The 21,582-nt window shown below is 39.0% G+C and carries 13 protein-coding genes; 5 read left to right on the plus strand and 8 right to left on the minus strand.

Annotation, left to right across the window (positions count from 1 at the left end):
- Nucleotides 1–110: 110 nt before the first annotated feature.
- From QUB80_RS23665 to QUB80_RS23685, 5 genes are all read right to left on the minus strand, one after another.
- Nucleotides 111–5,423 carry a beta-ketoacyl synthase N-terminal-like domain-containing protein gene (locus QUB80_RS23665; RefSeq protein WP_502875318.1) on the minus strand — a complete coding sequence of 1,771 codons (5,313 nt, stop codon included), beginning with the start codon at nucleotides 5,421–5,423 and terminating at the stop codon, nucleotides 111–113.
- Between the two features lie 318 nt (nucleotides 5,424–5,741).
- Nucleotides 5,742–6,455 (minus strand): DevA family ABC transporter ATP-binding protein, encoded by a 714-nt coding sequence (locus QUB80_RS23670; protein ID WP_289791935.1) that lies wholly within the window; start codon nucleotides 6,453–6,455, stop codon nucleotides 5,742–5,744.
- A gap of 9 nt (nucleotides 6,456–6,464) precedes the next feature.
- The gene (devC, locus tag QUB80_RS23675; protein ID WP_289791936.1) at nucleotides 6,465–7,637 is read right to left on the minus strand and encodes an ABC transporter permease DevC; all 1,173 of its coding nucleotides are present in this window, start codon (nucleotides 7,635–7,637) and stop codon (nucleotides 6,465–6,467) included.
- A gap of 43 nt (nucleotides 7,638–7,680) precedes the next feature.
- Nucleotides 7,681–8,859, minus strand: a complete 1,179-nt coding sequence (locus QUB80_RS23680; protein WP_289792122.1) for an ABC exporter membrane fusion protein — start codon at nucleotides 8,857–8,859, stop codon at nucleotides 7,681–7,683.
- Between the two features lie 517 nt (nucleotides 8,860–9,376).
- Complete coding sequence (locus tag QUB80_RS23685; protein ID WP_289792123.1) at nucleotides 9,377–10,078, minus strand: response regulator transcription factor; 702 nt, start codon at nucleotides 10,076–10,078, stop codon at nucleotides 9,377–9,379.
- 861 nt (nucleotides 10,079–10,939) lie between these two features.
- Between QUB80_RS23685 and QUB80_RS23690 the strand changes: the two genes are divergently transcribed.
- Nucleotides 10,940–14,323: a PAS domain-containing hybrid sensor histidine kinase/response regulator gene (locus QUB80_RS23690; RefSeq protein WP_289791937.1), complete on the plus strand. Its 3,384-nt coding sequence runs from the start codon at nucleotides 10,940–10,942 to the stop codon at nucleotides 14,321–14,323.
- A gap of 200 nt (nucleotides 14,324–14,523) precedes the next feature.
- On the opposite strand, the gene QUB80_RS23695 is transcribed toward QUB80_RS23690, so the two are convergent.
- Together QUB80_RS23695 and QUB80_RS34940 are read right to left on the minus strand one after the other, a co-directional pair.
- A complete protein-coding gene (locus tag QUB80_RS23695; protein ID WP_289791938.1) occupies nucleotides 14,524–14,856 on the minus strand; it encodes a XisI protein in 333 nt (110 codons plus the stop codon).
- A gap of 88 nt (nucleotides 14,857–14,944) precedes the next feature.
- Complete coding sequence (locus QUB80_RS34940) at nucleotides 14,945–15,172, minus strand: element excision factor XisH family protein (protein WP_336622339.1); 228 nt, start codon at nucleotides 15,170–15,172, stop codon at nucleotides 14,945–14,947.
- A gap of 312 nt (nucleotides 15,173–15,484) precedes the next feature.
- On the opposite strand from QUB80_RS34940, the gene QUB80_RS23705 reads away from it, so the two are divergent.
- Nucleotides 15,485–16,210, plus strand: coding sequence for a 2OG-Fe(II) oxygenase (locus QUB80_RS23705; protein ID WP_289791939.1), 726 nt, complete (start codon nucleotides 15,485–15,487; stop codon nucleotides 16,208–16,210).
- Between the two features lie 84 nt (nucleotides 16,211–16,294).
- Nucleotides 16,295–17,503 carry a bacteriohopanetetrol glucosamine biosynthesis glycosyltransferase HpnI gene (hpnI, locus tag QUB80_RS23710; RefSeq protein WP_289791940.1) on the plus strand — a complete coding sequence of 403 codons (1,209 nt, stop codon included), beginning with the start codon at nucleotides 16,295–16,297 and terminating at the stop codon, nucleotides 17,501–17,503.
- 2 nt (nucleotides 17,504–17,505) lie between these two features.
- Here the strand turns inward: hpnI and QUB80_RS23715 are convergent, their stop codons facing one another.
- On the minus strand, nucleotides 17,506–18,603 hold the full coding sequence (locus tag QUB80_RS23715) for an amidinotransferase (protein ID WP_289791941.1): 1,098 nt from the start codon (nucleotides 18,601–18,603) through the stop codon (nucleotides 17,506–17,508).
- 620 nt (nucleotides 18,604–19,223) lie between these two features.
- Here QUB80_RS23715 and hpnJ point away from each other — a divergent pair.
- The gene (hpnJ, locus tag QUB80_RS23720) at nucleotides 19,224–20,675 is read left to right on the plus strand and encodes a hopanoid biosynthesis associated radical SAM protein HpnJ (RefSeq protein WP_289791942.1); all 1,452 of its coding nucleotides are present in this window, start codon (nucleotides 19,224–19,226) and stop codon (nucleotides 20,673–20,675) included.
- 27 nt (nucleotides 20,676–20,702) lie between these two features.
- Nucleotides 20,703–21,569 (plus strand): ferritin-like domain-containing protein, encoded by an 867-nt coding sequence (locus QUB80_RS23725; RefSeq protein WP_289791943.1) that lies wholly within the window; start codon nucleotides 20,703–20,705, stop codon nucleotides 21,567–21,569.
- Nucleotides 21,570–21,582: the final 13 nt, after the last annotated feature.

Here is a 21,582-nt window from a genome sequence, read left to right on the forward strand (position 1 = left end):
AGCCACTACTCTACCTTGAAGCCGGACTACGTCCGTCTACGTGTCTACCCGTAAGGGTAGAACACAAAGAAGTTGGTACTCATTCACTGCAACTTCATAGAGAATTGGTATCAAATAAATGGTTCAGCAGTTAGGGTGACTCGTCCATTTTTGCTATACCCAACTTCGGCAATCAAACGATTGGGATCGTGAAGTTCAGCAATAATATCTTGTGCTGATTCTTCGGCATCTAAATTGGGATACAAGTCAATTGCCCGACAAAATACAGATTCCCATTCAAAGTTGAGAGATTTAGTTAATCCAAATAGCCCGGCGCTGATGGCACCAAAGTTTACCTTTTGTGTTAAACCAAATGCTCCATCAAGACGAGTAATAGTGCAGAAACAACTGTATCCTTCATGCGCCGCTTGATGAAGCGATTTTTTGAGATGTTTGGCGATGAGAAAGATATGTTTGACTATCGCCTTTTCTACTTCTAAATACTGAATTCCATCGTTTTGACTACTAACAAACAAGGGATTGAGATGAATGAAAGCGCCAATTGAGCCATAGGTGTTGGCAATCGCTGTTAACTGTTGTTTTAAATGTTCTTCACTCATATCTTCAAGCGCAATCCGAATAACCTCTTCGGGTAAAGGCGATTGTTTGGCGATCGCTGATGGGGGAAAACTCAAAACAATAACCTTCCAGCCTTGCTCTTTAAGGAATTGAGCTAATTTAGCAGTCGTTAAGCCACCATCATCAGTAAGTAGAGCAATGTAGTTTTTGCTGAAGGTGAAGTCTAAAAAATCCGGTTTAGGCAGAAATTTTAGTTTGACAGCACAGCGTGGAATATTGTGAGCTAGACTGGGTTGCTGTTGTAAAGCTATACTTTCAGCGTTTTTTTTTTCAGCCGAGCCTACGAGAGATAGTTGCAGATACTCAACGATTTGAGCAAGAGTGCATAGTTGTGTTAGTTCATCAGGATTGGCTTGGGGCAAATTGGGATATCGCTGTTGCAGTGCGCCTAAAATTTCGACGCGTTTGATCGAGTCAATTCCCAAATCTGCTTCCATATCCATCTCTAACTCTAAGATTTGAGCTGGATAACCAGTCTTTTCGCTAACGATGTTGAGCAGGCTTTGACTGAATTTGGTAACATCAATGCTTACCTGTGTTGGAGGAGCGATCGCTGCCGATAATTGGGTTTGTTCATCTGCCTCTTCCTGAACTACCTCTAAAGCATTGCTGGTAGTAGGATAGGAAATATTTAGATCGCGCTCGTACAAAGACTGATTGTTTGGATTGACACAGACGTAACCAGAGGCGGGAATACGGATATATTCTGATGATAGGTCATGAGTTGGACTTGATATGACCTGCGACTGTTCAAAATCAGTAGCTATGGTAGATGTGCGATCGCTTTCTTGTACCAGAGTTTTGATATAGTCAACGATTTGAGCAAGGGTACGTAGTTGTGTTAGTTCATCAGGATTGGCTTGGGGCAAATTAGGATATCGCTGTTGCAGTGTGCCTAGAATTTCGACACGTTTGATCGAGTCAATTCCCAAATCTGCTTCCATATCCATCTCTAACTCTAAGATTTGAGCTGGATAACCCGTCTTTTCGCTAACGATGTTGAGCAGGCTTTGACTGAATTCGGCAACATCAATGCTTACCTGTGTTGGAGGAGCGATCGCTACTGTTGACTCAAGCTGTATATCTTTGAGAAAGTCGCTTTTATGCCTGGCGGCAACTGCCACCATATTTTCCCAAACTTGATCGGAGCTATGATTAGAACCATTACTTAAAAATGGTTCTGGGCTGCTCGAATGTCCATTAGTAGGTATAGCAACCGATGGATCTGCGGGCGGAACAGTACTATCCTGTTTGATAGGATCGTTTTCTTTGACTGTGGATATAATTGCAGGACTATCACGATTGCCAACATCTGAAACTTTAGAGTCGCTATTGATTAGGATCTCATACTGTTGCTGGATCAGTTGGCAGAAAGTTTTGGTATAATCCTTCTCATGCTTGAGATATTCTTCATGAATGCGTAGAGTTTCATCTTGATAAGCTTGAAACTTATTGATACTGCGTTCTGAACTTTCAAGTACAGCTAACTTTGTTTCTAATTGTTGCTGAGTAGCATTTTCGTTTACAAACAATAAATTCTGCTGTTCCATTAACTGGCAAAATGTTTTGCCGTATTCTATCTGATGGTTAAGAAACTGTTCGTGAATGCGCAAAATTTCATCTTGATGTTGATGAAACTGTTTGAGGCTAGACTCTAAGCTGGCAAAAAGACTTTGGTAATTTAAATTTGGTGTTTTTTGCATCTTCGGTTCAAAAGCTTGTTGAACGGAAATTGATGTATTGGATGTGGATAAAGTTGAGATCGGGGCAATTTTCATTTCAGATGGAGTGCGAGGGGATTTTAATTGATGCCCATTTTTCTGTAAATGTCCATTGCTTTGACAAGCTGGTGGAGTTAGCACTATAGAATCAGTCACAGATTTGACTTCTGAGTTGCTAGTATGAACTTTGACTTTTTGCCCATCCTTTAAAGCGTTTTCAAAAGCTATTTTCGTTTTTTCGGCTACATAGTTCGTACCGTTTAAACGAACATTCAATATCTTGTTATCTTCAGACTCAACTACTTTAGGCGATCGCTGGTAAGGATCTAGGTTTTTTAAAGGTAAACCAGCTACACGCAACTGCATGACGGCTTCCCTGAATAAGCGATCACTATCTTTTTGGCTTGTGGCATTTAGGGCGACGGCGAGGTGGGGTTTGTCGCCGAGAGTATCTTTCACCAAGTTTGTTAAAATGTTCCTTGGCCCGAATTCAATAAAGATACAGCCACCATCGGCATAGATATTTTCTATTTCATGCTGAAAGCGTACCGGGTTGATCAAATGCTCTTTGAGAATATTTTTGATCGCTTGGGGTTCGGTAGGATAGCGTTTGCCTGTGACATTGCTGTAAACAGGAATCTTGGCGTTTTTGAAGGTAACTGCTTCAATTGCTTGAGCAAAAGGTTTTTGTGCTCGACTAACAAGTGGTGTATGAAAAGCCGCGGATACAGACAATAAAACAGTAGAATATCCTTGCTGATTCAAAATCTGTTGCACTTGGGCTATTTCCGGCTTAACACCTGCTAGCACCACCTGATTTTTAGAATTTAAATTAGCGATCGTAACTTGAGGGAAATTCTTTACTACTTGGTTTACCCCACTCACATCACCCTTTACAGAGAGCATGGCTCCCGCATCAAAATTGAGATTTTTGGGCATCGCCATAGCTTGACTTCTGGCTTTGACTAGAAAAAAGTAATCTTCATCGCTTAATACTTCAGCAGCCCAAAGTGCTGTCAATTCTCCAAAGCTATGCCCGGCGACAAAATCAGGTTTAAACCCGGCTTGTTGTAAAATTTTGTATAAGCCAACACTAAAAACTCCAATCGCGGGTTGAGCATATTCAGTACGCTGTAATACTTCGCTTTGAACTTGTCTTGTCGCAGCATCAAATCCAGGTGGAGGAAAAACAATGTCTGAAATCAGTGGCAAACCATCTTGATGCAAAAACCCGTTCATATAACTGTAGGCTTGTCGCAAGCAAGGAAAGTTAATAGCAAGTTCCCTGCCCATATTTAAATATTGCGAGCCTTGCCCTGAAAACAAAGCAACTACTTTTCCATTCAAAGCAATGCCAGTTTTGCGGTAGTAAATTCCTTGGGGCAGATTCCATGATTCACTTTCCTGACATTTCTTGAGCCAATCAATGATTATCTGCAACGAGTCGCAAGCCTCTGCTAAAGAATCTACGACAAACCCCACTCTTACATCAGTAAGAGGAATTTCTAGAGATTTACTAGATTCAATTAGTTCTAAATAACATTTATCTTTGGCACTAGATTGCAATTTTTGCAGAATGTCTTCACATTGAATCAACAACTGCTTTGTTGTGGATGCAGACAACAGTATTGATTGGGGAGTACTGTGTAAACGGTAGCCGAAATGATGTTCGCTTTCGTATTCTTCCATCACAACATGATAATTTGTACCACCAAAACCAAAACAACTCACGCCTGCTCGTCTTGCTCCACCATCACTGCACAGCCAAGGTTTAGTTTCTGTATTTAAATAAAAAGGTGAAGTTTCTATATTAAATTTCGAGTTTGGCTTAGTAATGTTAATTGTAGGCGGCAATACTTTATGGTGTAGGGCAAGAGCAGTTTTAATCAAACTAGCTGTACCAGCTGCAGCTTTTGTATGTCCTATCTGTGATTTAACACTTCCAAGCGCAATGTGTTGAGTATTAGAGTTGTTTTCGCTAAAAAATTCTTTTAAAGCTGTAAATTCTGTTACATCTCCCGCTCTAGTACCCGTGCCGTGTGCTTCTACTAAACTGACAGTAAGAGGCGAAAATCCGGCATCTTCATAGGCGTGACACAATGCTCTCACCTGTCCTTCTGGACGGGGTGCATAGATACTTTTATACTTTCCATCACTAGAGGTGCCAATTCCTTTAATGACTGCGTAGATTCTGTCATCGTCTCGTTCGGCATCTTCAAGGCGCTTCAGTACTATCATACCAATGCCTTCACCTAGCATCATCCCATCTGCATCATCATCAAAAGGCTTGGTATTCTGGCTTGGTGAGACAGCAGGTGTTTTGCTAAAACACATATAAGCAAGAATCGAGTTGTCAGTATCAACTCCTCCAGTCAGCATCATATCGCTGCGACGTTCGTTCAACTCGCTAACAGCCATTTTGAGAGCACCAAATGAACTAGCACAGGCTGCATCCACCACACAGTTCATTCCTCCCAAATCTAGGCGATTGGCAATTCTGCCACTGACTACGTTAGCTAGCATCCCAGGGAAGGCATTTTCTTCCCAATTTACATATGCTAGTTTCATCTTTTCGACTATTTTTTGCGTATCCTTATCGGATAATCCACTACTTTTGAGAACTTTTTCCCAAATGGGATATTGTAATCTGTTACATAGTGGCACGCTAAGTTGTCTTGCCAGAGCTACACCCAGAATAACTCCAGTGCGTTCTCGATTAAACTGTCTAGATGAACCATAACCTGCATCTTCTAGAGCTTGTTTTGCTACAACCAAACTCAGTAACTGCGAAATATCCGTAACTTCGAGAATATTGGGAGGAAGCCCAAATTCCATCGGATTGAAATCGATTTCTGGGAGAAATCCACCTCTTTTACAGTAGGTTTTGTCAGGTACTTTAGGATCTGGATCGTAGTAAGATTCTACATCCCAACGTGAAGAGGGTACATCAGTAATACAATCAACTTTGTGAAGAATCTTCTCCCAGTATTCCTGTAAATTTTTAGATTGTGGGAATAAAGAAGCTATCCCAATAATGGCTATAGGACTTTTTTGCAGTTGGGAGTTGAGTTTTTTAATCTCCATTGATTTCTCAAGCCTCTTTTTTTTTGTCTGTATCAGCTGACTTAGAACCTTCTCACAATTGTTAACCTCTTGTTGTAAATTTGCGAGAGCAGCATCAATTTTAAGAGCAGTCATTTGAACATAGGGAACGGAGTACAGGGAACAGAAAATAGGGAATAAGAAAGAGGTATTTTCAACCTTTGTTGTGGAATTTTATTGTGATTAAATTTCTATAAAATAAGTTAGATGGCTGATAATAACAGTAAATATTTTAAGAATATTAATGATATCTTTACTCTTAACTAATAACCAGTAACCAATGACTAATGACGACTTAAATTAATTAATTTTCTTATTACTAATTAACTGACCATCTTCCATTTGAATAATGCGATCAGCAATATCTAGAATGCGGTTATCGTGAGTCACCATTAAGATTGCACATTCCTGTTTTTTAGCTAATTGCTGCATTAACTCTACAATATCTCTACCTGTTTTACTATCTAAAGCTGCGGTAGGTTCATCAGCCAAAATTAATTTGGGATGGCTTACTAAAGCACGGGCAATTGCTACTCGTTGCTTTTGTCCTCCTGAAAGATTGTGAGGATAGTAATTGACGCGATCGCCTAATTTTACTGCTTGGAGTATGGCTTCTGATTTGTAGCGGGCTTCTCGTTCAGAAATTTCTTTATGCAGTTCAAGTGAAATTTGGACGTTCTGTCGAACAGTTAAAAATTCTAATAAGTTGTGAGCTTGAAAAATGTAGCCAATATGCCGACGTATTTTTACTAATTGGTCATTATTAGCCCCGTTTAGCTCTTGATTTAGAACTTTAATACTTCCCTGTTGAAGGGAACGTAAACCGCCAATTAAACTCAATAGTGTGGTTTTTCCCGATCCTGATGGCCCAGTCATAATTACAATTTCTCCATATTTTATTTTCAAATTAATGTTAAATAAAATTTGATGCTGTAATTTTTTTTGACCAAAGTAGTGATTGAGGTTATTAATATTTACAACATACTGGTCTGGAAGAGATGGGAATAATTGCATATATTAAGATTAGAAAATATCAGCTGGATCTGCGGCTCTTAATTTATTCATGGCAAAAAGTCCGGAAATTGAACACATTAAAATTGTTGCTGTTAAAACGATTAGAGCTTTATCACTACTCATAAAAATTGGTAAACGAGTAACTTTATTAGCTAAGTTATATATATCCAAAGTAACTATAAATCCGGGAATATAACCTAAAACAGCTAATAATAATGATTGCTGAAATACTACATTCAATAGATAGTTATTTTTAAAACCTACGGCTTTTAAAGTAGCATATTCTGCTAAGTGATTGGAAATATTACTATAAAGAATTTGATAAACAACCGCAATACCAATTGCAAATCCCATTGTCACCATTAAACTAAAGACAAAACCAATGGGTGTTCGTCTAGACCAAAAATCTTTTTCAAACTGAATAAATTCCTGACGATTAAAAACCTTGACGTCTTTAGGTAAGTAATCTGACAAATTAGCAGAAACTTTTTGAATATCAGCACCTGGTTTAAGGTTTAATAAACCTATGTCTATCTGTTCTGCTCGACGCTCTTGAAATGTCCTTAAAAAAGTTGAATAACTCATAATTAAATTGCCATCAACTCCAAAGGAAGGGCCTTGAGTAAATAAACCTCCTACTTTCACTCTGTAACCTATTGATTTGTTATAGCCAAATATCTCAATAATTACAAGTTTATTTTGTTCAAAACTTTCAGTAATTGGGCCAAATTCTGTACGAGATAATCGGTCAAATAAAACAATATCAGGAAGTTGAATTATTTTGATATTCTGATTAACTTCTGGTAAGTTAAAAATTGGTTTTCCAGGATCAAAAGCAATAACATAGATTGGAAATTTACGTCCATTAACAGGATTTTTTAACTTAGCAAATTGAAGGTATAAAGGAATGACTGATCCTACACCGTTAAAGCCGAGAGCCTGATATAAACGAGAACGAGAAAAACTGTGCTGGGAGGTTAAAGAATTATATTGAGAACTAATTAAAAATAAATCTCCTCGTAAATTTTGATGTAAATATGTAGCACTTGCATAAAGGGCATCTTGTACACCTAGTTGTACAAATAAAAGAATGACGATAAAGGCGATACCGCTTAAAGTCACTAGAAAGCGAACTTTTTGGTGGGCTAGTTGTAGCCAAGCTAGGGGAATCTTGAGAATCATTGTTTAAGTTTTTGAGGATAGGAATTGTAGAAGTGTTAGTACTTCAGATGTGAATCATGACTTGTACCTGTAAGTTAGTTAGCCTGGCAACTAGCTGGCTATCTTCTGGGTTGGAAATCCGAATTTTCACCTCCACTATTTTTTGATCAGTGTCTGCTAGTGGATTAACATCAAAAACATTTTGTTTGCTAACTTGTAAACCAATCTGGCTAACTGTTCCTTGGATTTCGCCTGGAAAAGCTACGCTAGACATGGTAGCCTGTTGACCTATACGTACTTTTTTAATGTCTGTTTCATAGATTTCTGCCACTACATACATCTGGTTAGTTTTACCAAGCTCGGCAATGCCCTGGTTGCTAACAATTTCTCCAGCGCGGGTATGAATTTTTAAAACCTTGCCAGTGATGGGAGAGCGCACGTAGGCTAAATTGTAATCTGCTACTGCTTGTTGAACTTGGGCGATCGCATCATCAACTTCTGCTTGAGCTAATTGCATATCTTCAGGGCGAATCTCAACAATCCGATTAAGAGTGGCTTTTGCTTGAGCGATCTGCTCTCGATAACTTGCTATGGTACGCTTTAGAGTTGCTTTGGCTTCATTGAGCTGCTGTTGAGCTGTTTCCATCGGTAGTCTTTTGCTGTCTCTTGCAGAAGCTGAAATTGCCCCAGTTTGGTATAGTTCCTGATAGCGTCGGTTTTCTGCTTCAGCATTGCTTAACTCGGCTTCGAGTCGAGCGATCGCTGCTTGTTGAGCGGCAACTTCTCCACGCGATTCGGCTTCGAGTCGAGCGATTGTTGCTTGTTGAGCAGCAATTTCTCCTGTTTGAGCTCCCGCTTTTACCTTTGCTAGGCGAGCTTTGGCAATTTTGACTTGTTGTTTGGCTCTATTTAAGGCAGCTTGGCGAGATTCATAGTTATCTAAAATCGCAATTACTTGTTCTAGTTGCACCTTATCTCCTTCTTTCACCAAGATTCGCTTCACTCGTGTACCTTGGATTGAAGTCGGGGCAGATAGATGAATGACTTCTCCTTCTGGTTCTAAACGCCCTAAGCCTGTAACGCCAATAATCGCGGGGTTACTATTTGGAGCAACTGGTGTAGAATTTTTAGAACTAAATCGAAATAGCAAAAAATTGGATAAACCCATGGCAGCTAGTAAAATTAACAGCAACTGACCGATGCGTTTTATTAATGAATGATTTTCGTTTTGTTCTTTTATCATTTCTGCTTCAGTAATTAATGCGGCAGAATCTATCAAAGCTATATCTTGCAAAATAGCTACTAGTTAAATTTTTAATTCTCTTTGGATTGTTAAAATTATTTTTTAGCTGCTTAACACGTCAGTTTGCATGAAGTCAAAATTAATATTCAGCCAGCTATCAATCAATATAAACACTGATTTATATTATTTACATAGCATTTTTACCCAATAAACTAGGTAAGTTTACGTATATTATTGCTAATTATTAAATAAATACTGAATTATATAACAACTAGGTTAAGTTTAAAACCTACTTATAAAAATTCCGACTTCTTAGAGGAGTCGGAATTTTATTTTTGAATTTATTTATATTGAATTGATTATAATTAATTACAAAATATTAAAATCATATATTATCACAATAATATTAATTATACATAACTAAGAATTTTGTCTTTACTATAAATTTGATTATTAAAATTTTATAGAAGTTCAAAACCTCTATAAATCAATACCACAGTTAGCAATCAATAATTAATTATGGATTGATTAAATTATTTTTCATGGCAAATTGTACAAGCTCTAGTCGATTATTTGTTCCGGTTTTGCCTAGTAAATTACTGACATATTTCTCTACAGTTCGACGACTGAGATACAAGCTAGTAGCAATTTGAGAATTTGATTTGCCCTGTATCAAAAATCTTAAAACCATTCTTTCTCTGCGAGTTAAAAAGATTTGCTCTATTGAATTTGCCTGAGGAATTTGTTCTTGATGTTCTAAAGAAATCTGATATGTTAGATCGACAGAAGTAATTTGTCTTTCCATACTTTGCTGTTGCATTCCTAAACACCACTCCCATAGCATTAGTTGCGATCGCTCCAGCAAATTGCGAATTACAGCATATAGTTCACTTAATTCAAATGGTTTAGGTAAACACGCATCACCCCCTAGCTGATAGCCTAGAATTCGCTTTTGGGCATCTACCCTTGCTGTTAAAAAAACTACGGGCAATATACGAAATTTTGGATGTTGACGCACCCAGCGAATTAACTGGTAACCATCTAACTCAGACATACTAATATCAGTGACAATTAAGTTCGGATGGTACTCCTCAATGATATTTAATGCTTCTTGCCCATCCTCAGTAGTAATAACTGAGTAACCGAACTTCTCTAGAGAAGAACTCGCTTCATAACGAACTGCTGGATCATCATCGACAATAAGAATTAATAAGGACATAATACAACAATCTTTTCTGGCTAAATTGGCATTGCTAATGATGAAAAAGTCAAAGTCATAAAGTTGTAACATGAAACTATAGAATAAAATACTCTACTTAGTTCAGTTGCACCGCCTGCCAGAGATGTTTGCTACTCAAAGTTACTGAAAATGTTTAAGCTCTCTATTCATTTGCTGCTTGACTACCTAATGAATGAAAAATTTACTTGTCAGTGCTTAACCAATCTTAATCAAGTATTAAAGCTTTGATTTAACCTCGACTTTCAAGCTAAATTTTACTGCATATGCAGCAAGGTAATTAGGATTGGGACTTTAACAATTTTGAAAGTAATTGGGCAATGAAGTTCTACTCCACCTCTTTTTTTGATATCAACCATAGCAACAGTAATAATTACATATTGCCTTATAAACTCAATATATTGAATCAGCCCCACATTGTTGCCAACTAATGTTGTGTTTATCAACACTAAAAAAGAGTAGTCTGTCATCTAGACAGATGTTAGTATGTTTATCTTGACTTTAGGTTGGTTAAGTACACACAGCAGGTGTAGGAGATTGTGGAGAAGTCATTGCACTAGTGAGATAATAGTTAAGAAATCAATCTTTTGTAACTAAATTCCCCAAAATTAAATTTATTCTTAGGATTGCTCTAAATTCCTGTGATTTTTAAAATTTTTACTAAATTTGCTTTGAAAAATATAATACATTACATAATGTAATATCTAAATAAGTAAAGCATAGTATAATGTAAAATCTATTATCTCAGGAGTTTTGGGTGAAATTAGCTTTATGTAAATTAGCCCACTGCATCCAATCAATATCTACTGTTTCAATGCCGAGTCTTCCACTTACTCTCAATCCATGAAGGGCAAGCCCGTGCAGGATCAGGCTAAGACAAAACAACAGTTAATAGATGAAATTGTCCTCCTACGGCAGGAATTAGCAAAATCTAGAATTGACAAGCAGGCATTGGAGGAAAATCCCTTTCATCCAAAAGCCAATTCTATAAAAACAATAGATTTGGATTGCAATGTTGACGACAGTGCAGGAGCGTCGTTAGGGAAAATCAACAGAAAGCTCAAAAGTTCGGTGAATGCTGTTAGAGTGGCAGCTACTTTAAGAGAAGGCAGACTACGTGCGTCTATGCTGCTAGCAAAAATTTGGAGAATTTTTGCCCCCGTTGCATTAGTCACAGGCAATCGCGAACAAGTAGAAGTTGCTCTGCAAGAAAGCCAACGCACCCTTTCAACCTTGATGAGTAACTTACCTGGCATGGCTTACCGATGTCAGATAGATGAAAATTACACCTTTGAATTTGCCAGCGAGGGATGTTTAGAGCTAACAGGATATCATCCTGCTGATTTTTACCAAGGTGGGAGAATTGCTTATGCTGATATTATCCATCCAGATGATCGGGAGCGCATCCGCAAACAAGCAACAGTCAGTTTGCTAGAGCGGCAAGAGCGCCTCACCGTCAATTACCGCATCATCACGGCGAATGGCGAAGAGCGGTGGTTGTGGGATCGAGCGGTGGGAATTTACTCACAAGCAGAAGATTTAATTGCAGTTGAGGGATTCGCCACGGATATTAGCGATCGCAAAAGTGCAGAAATAGCCTTGCAAGCCTCTAAATCCAAGTTGAGCGATATTGTTAATAGTGCGATCGCTGCCATCAACAGTACACGAGTATATGCTGATCGAGATTTACTAAACTATGAATATGAGTATGTTTCTGCCGGATGTGAAACAATCCTTGGCTACACGCCTGAAGAATTAGTAGCAGATCAGTCATTGTGGCACTCGCGTATCGCTTCGGAAGATTTGGCAGCTATATTGCCACAAATCAATGAGGCAATCATTAGCGAGCGTACTATTACTTTCGAGTACAGATTTCACCATAAAGACGGCTCTTGGCGATTACTTTCAGCTACGTTAATATCCCGCAGGGATGAAACAGCAAATTGTTGGATCACCACGACAATTACAACCGACATTACTGATCGCAAGTTAGCAGAAGAACGCATCAAATTTCAGGCTAATGTTTTATCTCAGGTGAAAGAAGCGGTAATTGCGATTGATCCCGAATTTTGCGTTACATATTGGAATCAAGCAGCAGAGCAGCTATATGGTATGAAGGCTGAAGAAATGCTTGGTCAAAAATTGGAAACATCTCATCAGTATCGTTGGCTGAGGAAAGAAGATGAGCAGGCTGCGTACAATTCCTTGGCGACATTAGGCTTCTGGCAAGGTGAAAATATCCATATCAAAAAAAATAAGCAAGAAATATACGTTGAGTCATCAGTTAGTGTACTGAAAGATGAAAATGGCGCACAGACTGGTTTACTGGCAATTATTCGTGACATTAGCGATCGCAAACTTGCCGAACAGGAAATTAGCTTCCAAGCAAACTTGCTCAATCAAGTTTGCAACGCTGTGATTTACACAGATATGGAGGGGCGAATTGCTTACTGGAATCGCTTTGCCGAAACTCTTTATCAGTGGACAGCAAATGAGGTTATAGGTAAAAAAATTATAGAAGTTTTAACACCTCCTGGACAAGAGCTGTTGCTAGCACAAACTTTTGCATCTTTAAGGCAAAATTGTCGAGCTGATGCAGAAGTTTTGCTACAGCGCAAAGATGGTAGTCTGATTCTTGTCTGGGCATCTACAACTGTGATGAACGATGAGCAAGGAAAAGCGATCGGCTTTGTAGGAGTATCCTTCGATATTAGTGAACGCAAACGCTCAGAAGAGAAAATCCGCGAACAAGCAGCCCTACTAAATATTGCAACCGATGCGATCGTTGTGCGCGATCTAGAACACCAGATCCTGTTTTGGAACCAAGGAGCAGAGAGAATTTACGGGTGGGCAGCAGCAGAAGTCATCGGTAAAAATGCTAATCAACTTTTGTATAAAGAAGCTAGACTACAACTTGAAGCAGTTAAGAAAGCCTTAACCAACAAAGGAGAGTGGTGGGGCGAGTTACGCCAAATTGCCAAAAATGGAAAAGAAATCATTGTTGCTAGTCGGTGGACATATATATATGATCAACAGGGTTCACCAACATCAATTTTAGTTGTCAATACCGACATTACAGAAAAAAAACAAATTGAAGCCCAGTTTTTGAGAGTTCAACGTCTAGAGAGTCTTGGTAATCTTGCCAGTGGCATCGCCCACGATCTCAACAATATCTTGACACCAATTTTAGCAGCGTCTCAACTTTTGCTATATAAACAATCTAATCTAGATCCACTCAATCAGGAACTGTTGGAAATAGTAGAAAATAATGCCAGGCGGGGAAGTGATTTAGTCAAGCAGATTCTATATTTTGCACGTGGTGCAGAAGGAGAAATGACTCTGCTACAAGTTCGGCACATACTGTTAGAAATTGAAAAGTTTCTTAAGCAAACGTTTCCAAAATCTATCAAAGTTTATACGGATATCCCCGAAGAACTTGATGCAGTTTCTGCCAATGCCGCCCAACTGCATCAAGTCTTTATCAACCTCTGCGTCAATGCTTGTGATGCGATGCCAAATGGTGGTAATTTAAGTTTCTCTGCCAAAAATATTTTGATTGATGAAAACTACACGCTCATGAATATGGAGGCTAAAGTTGGCTCCTACATTGTGGTTACTGTTGCAGACACAGGAAGTGGCATTTCTCCAGAAATTATAGACCGAATTTTTGAACCATTTTTTACAACTAAAGAGATTGGCAAAGGAACAGGATTGGGACTTTCGACGGTAATGGGTATTGTCAAAAGCCATAATGGTTTTATCACCGTGTCGAGCCAAGTTGGAGAAGGTAGCCAATTTAAAGTATTTTTGCCTGCGGTGAATACGTCTGTAGCCTTGCCCGTGGAAGACTCAGAATTGCGTGCTGGGGCAGGGGAATTAATTCTCGTTGTGGATGATGAAGCTCCAATTCGAGAAACTACTAAAACTTTACTTGAACAACATAACTATAAAATTCTCACCGCTAGTGATGGAATAGAAGCGATCGCCTTATACATTCAGCACAAAAATGACATTAAGGCAGTGTTAATGGATATGATGATGCCGGCTATGGATGGGCAAAATGCAATCCAAATGCTCAAAAAAATCAATCGGGATGTTAAAGTGATTGCTTCTAGTGGATTGATAATGAATAGCAAACTTGCAGAAGCCGCCCATGCCAGCACATTTTTGGTTAAGCCCTACACGGCTAAAGAGTTACTAGATACCTTACATCAGGTACTTACTTGAAAATAGGGAACAGGGAACAGAAAGAGGTATTTTCATAGCAAGGTTTGTGCCAAAACCGGGCGTGAATAGCTGACTTGAAAGAGGGTGTCGGGAAAAATTTTTTATCCCAATGCCCATGCTCTTTTTCATTATTTAACTTCGTGGTGTAAGAAGTTCTTAGAAACTGCCTTGTGTAGGCGTTGCTGAAAAAGCAATAACGTTCAATTGCTTACAAACTCTGTAAATTGGCGCATATGAGGAGAGTGAAACGCCAAAACAATATCTTCTTTTGATACACCTAATTCTAAGAGTTGTGTCGCAATACCAGCTTCTGTGCCATCATGCTGAATCCAGATTTTGCCATCTTTGATGTCAAGATGCAAACTGCATCCATGTGTGCGACGATTTCTGCGCCAGCCTGTATGTAGCAAGAGGTATTGATCACGCTCTGTATCTAAAATGACTTGTGTTTCCATGCCCTCTTGTGATAAACCTCTTTTTGCCCGTTTTAGAATTAACTGTTGAATAATTTGACGATACTGCTCTATAGCCATTGAACAATCACCTCCTGTGTTTCATCGTAAACCAGTAACGAATATGAGTTCTTGTAATCATTGACTGTATAAAACGACGCTGAAAAAATTAGTTATAGATTGACTCAGGCACTGCCAAATAAAGTTTGCGTTCCGGTTCAAATTCTTCAAGAGCAAATTGATAATTGATAAATTGCCCAAGGGCTGTGTGGAATTCTGATACACTTGAGCGCCCAATAAAACTCTTAATTTCAACTGCTATTTTTTCACCTGCTCGTTCGGCAGCTAACATTTCTGCTGCCAAATCTATTTCAAAGTCTACATCTCCAATACTCATCTGGTAGGGTTCAGCAGTAATTTGTCCATCTTTCTTTCTCCAGAGCTATCTTAACTGCATCATGAAAGCGGTGTTTTGCCATTTAGCTATTTGTGATACTTGATTTGTATCTCAATTTTATCCTTCGATTTTGCGGTAAGATAATTGAGAGTTAATATTATGAATGCTTCTCTACTTTTCCCTGAAGTCTCTACCAAGCTGATCTATAATACATCCACGCTCAAATTTTCAAATCTTAAACTGGTAGAACTTGCCAGCGTCAGCTTTTGTGTGTAATTATATTACGACTGCAAAAATATCATCACACCACCAATGGAGCAGCTGCAAACTGAACTCCATAAAGTTACAAAAGTACTCGATCGCCCAAAACTTCAAGCTGAGTATCAAGCTCAAAATGAATTCTTGGTAGTAGAAAACTTTTTGCCTCAGACTATCCTTGAACAATTACTTGCTCTGTTGCCATCTTTACAAACTGTTATTAACCGCAACTATATACCCAATCATAAAAAGGGCGGCAGTATCAGTAAATTCAGTCTGGATAACCTGGCTCCGGCTTTTGGTGAGTTGTATCAACTGCCTGCCTTAGTCGAGTTCTTGAAGCAAATCACACTAGAAGAACTTCTTTTCTGTCCTGATAGCGATCCCCACGCTTACGCTCTGTACTATTATACTGAGCCTGGGGATCACATCCAGTATCACTACGATACCTCTTATTATCAGGGAAAGCGCTACACGGTGTTGCTCGGCTTAGTTGATCGCTCGACAAGCAAGCTGGAATATCAACTTTACCGTGATATACCGAATCGGGAGACACAAAGGCGATCGCAAGCCTTAACTCCAGGTACGCTTGTATTATTTAACGGCGATAAACTATACCATCGAGTCACACCTCTAGGTAATAATGAAGAGCGCATTGTCCTAACTTTAGAATATGTTACCGATACTCGCATGAGTACGCTGAATCGTTTTGTCTCCAATATGAAAGATGCGATCGCCTATTTTGGTTTTCGTCAGGTATTTCGACCACATCAGGGGTAATTTACTATCTCAATAATAAAATATTAATAGTGTCACAATTATCGACTTAAGTATTAGTCATCTACCATTTTTATACCCTGTTCAATGGGAACTATTGAACCTGCTTGCTTGAGCATTTTCAATTTAACCATCATTCAGTTTCTGCTACTAGTTCTTTGTCTAGTGGCTATTTGGTTTTATTCTTATGCAATTTATGCAGCGATCGCCTTTTTCAAACATCCCCATCCTGTTACTACAAATTTTTGCCCACCCATTACAGTTTTAAAGCCTATTTGTGGCTTGGATGCTGATGCTTACACAAATTTGGCTTCTTTTTGCCAACAGCAGTACCCAACCTATCAAATTATTTTTAGTGTTCGTGATTGGCAAGACTGTAGTATTGCTGTGGTGAAGCAAATTATCGATGACTTTCCTCAAATAGATATTCAGTTAGTAGTTAGCGAGCGCACCATTGGTACAAACTTGAAAGTCAGCAATTTAGCAAATGCTGTATCCTTTGCTAAACATGAATTTCTGCTGATTGCTGATAGTGATATCAAAGTCACGAGTGACTATTTGCAACGAGTTATTCAACCATTCCAAGCCAAGGAAGTAGGTGTCGTTACCTGTCTGTATCGTTCTTCAGCACAAGGATGGATCACAACTCTGGAAGCCATTGGCACGGCGACTGATTTCCATGCAGGCGTTTTAGTAAGTAACAGACTAGAAGGTATAAAATTTGCCCTTGGTTCTACTATTGTGATTCGCAAACAAGTACTAGAAGAAATTGGGGGATTAGAGGCGATCGCAGATTATCTTGCAGACGATTTTCAACTTGGTTATCTCCCAGCCCAAGCAGGCTACAAAGTTTTACTTTCCGATTATGTAGTTGAACATGTATTGGCAACCACCAAGTTAGCTGATTCTATCAATCGCCAGATTCGTTGGGCGCGCTGTGCGCGAATTTCTCGCCCTTGGGGTTATTTCGGATTAATTTTTACCTACGGTACCATCATCAGTATGTTACTACTAGTTACCACAGAAAAATCAATACTAGGCTGGATTGTCATGTTTATAACTTGGATGATGCGCTTAGTCATGGGTTGGGTTGTAGGTGTTAAAATCCTCAACGATTCTGCTACCAAAAAATTTCTGTGGCTTATCCCCATATGGGATCTAATTGACTTTGTAATTTGGTGCTATTGCTTGGTTGGCAATACAATTGAGTGGCGAGGACAGCGAATGCAATTAACTAAAGATGGTAAATTAGTGGTGCCTGAACAGTTATTAGTAAAATTAGAAGAAAAGTTTTAAGGCTAAAAATATGATTGCAATTCTCCTTTTCTTCTAATATCTAGCGTTGCACAATGAAAAGAGCCACCAAAAGGTGCAAAATTGAGAAAAGAACACTTTATTGGTTCAAAACCCCAGTTTTTCAAAGCTTGGATCATAGACTCTTGTGATTTTTCTACAATCACTCTTTTCTCATCAAGCATTAATACATTTAAGCTGATCCATTTGCTGCACATGGATACGACAAATCCAGGAATAGGATCTGGTTCAGGTGCAATTAATATATCCCAAGATTTCAGAATCTTCGGTAACTTACTAATATTAATATATTCGGGATTAACTAATACTTTACCAGGTGCTAATGGCATAAAAGTGGTATCAATATGCATTGGAGTGCGGCATTCAGTTTCAATTTCGTGAATTTTGTATTTTTCGCCTAAATGCCTTTGCAACCAAGTAATTCCCAAACTATTTGTAACATTACTTTTGAGCGCAAATATATCTTGACCGCAACGTACAAAATCTGCCGCATCAAAAACAGGTTCAAATTCATTGATTACATATCGTATTGGCTCATCTTTTTTAGGTGCTGTAAAGTTATAGTCATAAAGCGAATCAAGTAATTGTGGCTTGGGAGCAGAAGTCCATTTTGCACCTTGTCTAAAGTATTCTTTGAATAGTGAGCGATAGGCATAAATTTCAAAGTATCTTGAACGCCAAGACATTGGTGTTTCAATAATTTCATTTCCTATCACTAAAAATCCATCTCGTGGGCAAGCACTACAAAATCCTTTTGATTTCCAGTTAGGAGATTGATACCGAGCAGAAAAATTCGTTATCTCTGGACGACGGACTATAATACCTTCTGATTTTAGAATATGAATAAATTCATCTAATTCTTTTTGAGCACGCTGAACAAGAAAATTAGGATAACGACGTCCTGCAAAAAACCGATATAGTTTGGCTGTAGTTTTAGGAATATTATGAGTCACACTTACGTGATATGAAGGAATTGTTGCTCCTTCTAATCGACCGACAATAACTTCCTCAAGTTTATCCCATTCATTGTAAGAATTTACAGGGCAAATTTGATTGGGACTACTATTTGTAGTTTCTGTCATAAATTTACCAGTAAGTTCGCAACATCTTACAATAATTTTATTTTCCTTAACCTAGTCATAAATCAGTAAAGCGAAATATTTTTTATCGAACATCTTGTACCATTTCCATTTGAAGACGCATAGAAAGAACCCCACCGCCTGCGGCACCTCCCCTTACCCAGGGGAGGTTGGGAGGGGTCAAAATAATATGCAGCTTCACAGATAATTGGTATTAGAAAATTTCTTGTAGAATCATACCTATGGATAGTTGTCAAATATAATTGCAACTTTATAAATATGCATGAAAGCGAGTTTTCTGACTGCATTAAAAAAACTTATAGATAAATGTGTTGACATAGAATCTCTATGAGCATAATTTTTCCTTTCTTTTCTTTTACAGAACATAATTAAGAATTTTGTCTCAGATATTAACAATTTAATAAAAACTTCGAGGATTCTATTTAGTTTTTTATTAATGATAGGAAGATATTATTTTAGTGCAAAATTAGCAGTCAAGATATCTGACAAATGGTCTAGGATTGTATCTGTGATGTCTGATAATATGTATAGGCGTATATGAATATTTTGATTAACTTTTTCAGAGTCTTTTAATATTCATAACTTGCGGAGAACACATACCAGTGAAGAAAACTTTGTTTCTCAGCCCTCCTTCCTTTGATGGGTTTGACGGTGGTGCAGGTTCCCGATATCAAGCCAAGCGTGAAATTACATCCTTCTGGTATCCTACATGGCTGGCACAACCTGCCGCCCTTGTACCTAACAGTAAGCTTGTAGATGCGCCTCCACACAATCAAACTGTAGAAGATGTACTCGCAATTGCCAAAGAGTACGAGCTAATTATTATGCACACCAGTACACCTTCACTACCTAATGATGTCAAGTGTGCCGAGGCAATCAAAGCTCAAAACCCCGATACAGTAATTGGTTTAATTGGAGCACACGTAGCAGTGTTGCCAGAGGAGACACTGCGTGAAAACCCAATAGTTGATTTTGTCTGTCGCCACGAATTTGATTACACCTGCAAAGAACTGGCAGCAGGCAAACCTTGGCAGGAAATTAAAGGTCTAAGCTATCGCGATCGCAATGGTAATATACTCCACAACGAAGACCGTCCGTTGATTCACGATTGGGATTCTATGCCCAGCGTGTTGCCGATTTATGCCCGCGATTTGGATATGACAAAATACTTTATCGGCTACTTGCTGCATCCATACATTTCCTTTTACACTGGACGAGGCTGTCCAGCCAAATGTTCTTTCTGTCTTTGGCCTCAGACAATAGGCGGACACTTGTATCGACATAAAAGTCCCCAAGCGGTTGGGCGCGAGATGGAAGAAGCTAAAGCCATCTTCGGCGACAAAGTGCGGGAATATATGTTTGATGACGACACCTTTACAATTGATAAACAACGGGCGATCGCCATTAGTGAACACATGAAGCGATTGAAGCTCACCTGGAGTTGCAATGCCCGCGCTAATTTAGATTACGATACCCTCAAACAACTGCGTGACAACGGTTTGCGTCTACTACTAGTAGGATTTGAATCGGGTAATCAGCAAATCTTAGACGGAATTAAAAAGGGTATCAAGCTTGAGGTAGCACGCAAGTTTATGGAGAACTGCCACAAACTTGGCATTACTGTACACGGCACATTTATCATTGGTTTGCCCAATGAAACTCAAGAAACGATAGAGGAAACGATTTGCTTTGCTTGCGATCTAAGTCCTCATACAATTCAAGTTTCGATTGCTGCTCCTTATCCTGGAACAGAACTCTATCGTCAAGCACAAGAGCAGGGTTGGTTTAGTGACAATTCCCTAGTTGCCAACTCTGGAATTCAAATGTCTACGCTGCAATATCCCCATCTGTCTGCTGCTGAAATTGAAGATGCAGTTGAGGTGATGTACCGTCGTTTCTACTTTCGTCCGAGAGCCATTATCCCAATTGTTGGTGAAATGCTCAGTGATCCTCAAATGTTAGTGCGTCGCCTACGTGAAGGACGTGAATTTTTCGCCTACCTCAAAGAGCGTCACACCAGAGCAACTACTAAAGCACAATCAGTGATTGGTTAGTGATTTTTACTTAGTTACAAATGACTCATGACAATGGAAATAGGAAGCAAAGAACACAAAGAACTCTTTTGCCACAGCTTCATTGAAAGTCATCTAGAGTACCAGCCTGAGCTACTTCCTTGGCCAGAACTTGACACTGTCGCCCTCGCCAGCCTCCGTAACATTCCCTTTTGGAAAGAAGCACTTAATACAGAGCAAGAAGCCGGAGTGATGGTGAATGCCTTTGCAGACACAATCAGTGATCCATTATTACAAGAAGCGATCGCTCTGCAAGGGATGGAAGAAGATCGCCACGGTAGACTAATTAATTTTCTCATCAATCATTACGAGATTAAGATTTCCCAACCTCCTGAGCCTGTACTTCCTAGTAATATCAAAACCGCCTTCCTTGACTTTGGCTTTGGTGAATGCCTCGATTCTTTCTTAGCTTTTGGTTTATTCGGGCTGGCTCGTCGTTATGCAACTTACATCCCAGCAGCATTGTTTGAAATCTTTGATGCAGTTTTGCATGAAGAAGCTCGTCATATTATGTTCTTCGTGAATTGGGTAACTTATCAGCAAATTCAGGAAGGTAAAAGCAATTGGTGGCGTGGAATTAACGCTTTGTGGCATTACAACAGAGCGCTGCAAGACAAGATTCAAGCTTTTACTGGCTCTAACGAAGAAAAACAAGAGGGTTTTACTGCCACTGGTGCTAGTAGTTTGATGGATAATTTAACCCCAGAACTGTTATTATCCACTTGCTTGCAAGAAAACGCTCGGCGAATGAGCCTATTTGACAAACAACTACTGCGCCCCCAACTAGTACCCAAACTTGCCACAATTGCATTAAGTACGATTGAACTTATACCCTGGCGCAAGTCAAACTCGACAGCCCAATTATCAGAACCTTAAAAACAAAAAATAT

It is taken from the genome of Chlorogloeopsis sp. ULAP01 (assembly GCF_030381805.1).
GTDB lineage: Bacteria > Cyanobacteriota > Cyanobacteriia > Cyanobacteriales > Nostocaceae > Chlorogloeopsis.

What these genes read in the sequence shown, in the direction of transcription:
- QUB80_RS23685 (WP_289792123.1), bottom strand. Translation starts at nt 10,078, where the DNA reads ATGTCCTTATTAATTCTTATTGTCGATGATGATCCAGCAGTTCGTTAT.
- QUB80_RS23690 (WP_289791937.1), top strand. Translation starts at nt 10,940, where the DNA reads ATGAAGGGCAAGCCCGTGCAGGATCAGGCTAAGACAAAACAACAGTTA.
- QUB80_RS23670 (WP_289791935.1), bottom strand. Translation starts at nt 6,455, where the DNA reads ATGCAATTATTCCCATCTCTTCCAGACCAGTATGTTGTAAATATTAAT.
- QUB80_RS23665 (WP_502875318.1), bottom strand. Translation starts at nt 5,423, where the DNA reads ATGGAGATTAAAAAACTCAACTCCCAACTGCAAAAAAGTCCTATAGCC.
- QUB80_RS23695 (WP_289791938.1), bottom strand. Translation starts at nt 14,856, where the DNA reads ATGGCTATAGAGCAGTATCGTCAAATTATTCAACAGTTAATTCTAAAA.
- hpnI (WP_289791940.1), top strand. Translation starts at nt 16,295, where the DNA reads ATGGGAACTATTGAACCTGCTTGCTTGAGCATTTTCAATTTAACCATC.
- QUB80_RS23725 (WP_289791943.1), top strand. Translation starts at nt 20,703, where the DNA reads ATGACAATGGAAATAGGAAGCAAAGAACACAAAGAACTCTTTTGCCAC.
- QUB80_RS23715 (WP_289791941.1), bottom strand. Translation starts at nt 18,603, where the DNA reads ATGACAGAAACTACAAATAGTAGTCCCAATCAAATTTGCCCTGTAAAT.
- QUB80_RS23680 (WP_289792122.1), bottom strand. Translation starts at nt 8,859, where the DNA reads ATGATAAAAGAACAAAACGAAAATCATTCATTAATAAAACGCATCGGT.
- QUB80_RS23705 (WP_289791939.1), top strand. Translation starts at nt 15,485, where the DNA reads ATGGAGCAGCTGCAAACTGAACTCCATAAAGTTACAAAAGTACTCGAT.
- QUB80_RS34940 (WP_336622339.1), bottom strand. Translation starts at nt 15,172, where the DNA reads ATGAGTATTGGAGATGTAGACTTTGAAATAGATTTGGCAGCAGAAATG.
- devC (WP_289791936.1), bottom strand. Translation starts at nt 7,637, where the DNA reads ATGATTCTCAAGATTCCCCTAGCTTGGCTACAACTAGCCCACCAAAAA.